Source organism: Chromobacterium vaccinii (assembly GCF_000971335.1).
Classification (GTDB): domain Bacteria; phylum Pseudomonadota; class Gammaproteobacteria; order Burkholderiales; family Chromobacteriaceae; genus Chromobacterium; species Chromobacterium vaccinii.
Genome location: NZ_JZJL01000129.1, coordinates 1 through 1,131, shown reverse-complemented (window position 1 = coordinate 1,131; position 1,131 = coordinate 1). Strand labels below are relative to the sequence as shown.

At 73.0% G+C, this 1,131-nt stretch carries 1 protein-coding gene; it reads left to right on the top strand.

The features are described from left to right. Positions 1-1,131, top strand: a 1,131-nt coding sequence (locus VL52_RS22895) for a condensation domain-containing protein (RefSeq protein ID WP_046159209.1), incomplete at both ends; no start/stop codon positions are given.

The window sequence follows — 1,131 nt, the reverse complement described above, 5'->3', positions numbered from 1 at the left end:
GCCCACGCCGAACTGGACGCGCAGGCGCAGGCGGTGTCGCAGGCGGCGGCCAGCGTTCTGCCGCCGCTGCTTCCCGCCGAGCGGCGGGGCCCGCAACCGCTGTCGTTCGCGCAGCAACGGTTGTGGTTCCTGTCGCAATGGACGGGTGGCAGCGCCGCCTACCACATCCCGCTGTGCCTGCAACTGGACGGCGCGCTGGACGCCGACGCGCTGCAATGGGCGCTGGACAGCCTGCTGGCGCGGCACGCGGCGCTGCGCACCGTGTTCGAGGCTAGCGATGGCGCGGCGACGCAGCGGGTGGTCGAGGCCGGAGCCTTCCCGCTGCGCATCGAGGCGGCGGGCGAGGACTGGCGGGCGCAGGCGGAAGCGGAAGCGTCGGCGCCGTTCGATCTGGAGGCCGGACCGCTGATCCGCGGCCTGCTGTTGCGGCTGGCGCCGGAACGGCACGCGCTGCTGCTGACCATGCACCACATCGTTTCCGACGGCTGGTCGCTGGGCGTGCTGATGCGCGAGCTGGACAGCCTGTATGCGGCGCGGCTGGCCGGCGGAGAGAGTCCGCTGCCGCCGCTGGCGCTGCAATACACCGACTACGCGGCGTGGCAGCGGGGCTGGCTGGCGGAAGCCGGGGCGGAGCGGCTGCGGCGGTACTGGCGGGATACGCTGGAAGGCGCGCCGGCGTTGCTGGCGCTGCCGACCGACTACCGCCGGCCGGCGGAACAGGACCATGCCGGCGCCAGCATTCCGCTGGTGCTGGACGCGGAACTGAGCGGGGCGCTGAAGGCGCTGAGCCAGCGCCACGGGGTGACGCTGTACATGACGCTGCTGGCGGCGTGGTCGGTGGTGCTGAGCCGACTGTCGGGGCAGACGGACCTGGTGGTCGGCACGCCGGTGGCGAACCGCACGCGGGCGGAAGTGGAAGGGCTGGTGGGCTTCTTCGTGAACACGCTGGCGCTGCGGCTGGACCTGTCCGGGGATCCGGACGCGGAGACGCTGCTGCGTCGGGTGAAGGCGCAGACGCTGGCGGCGCAGGCGCACCAGGAGCTGCCGTTCGAGCAGGTGGTGGAGCTGGCGCAGCCGACGCGCAGCCTGGCGCACAGCCCGGTGTTCCAGGCGATGTTCTCCTGGCAGCAG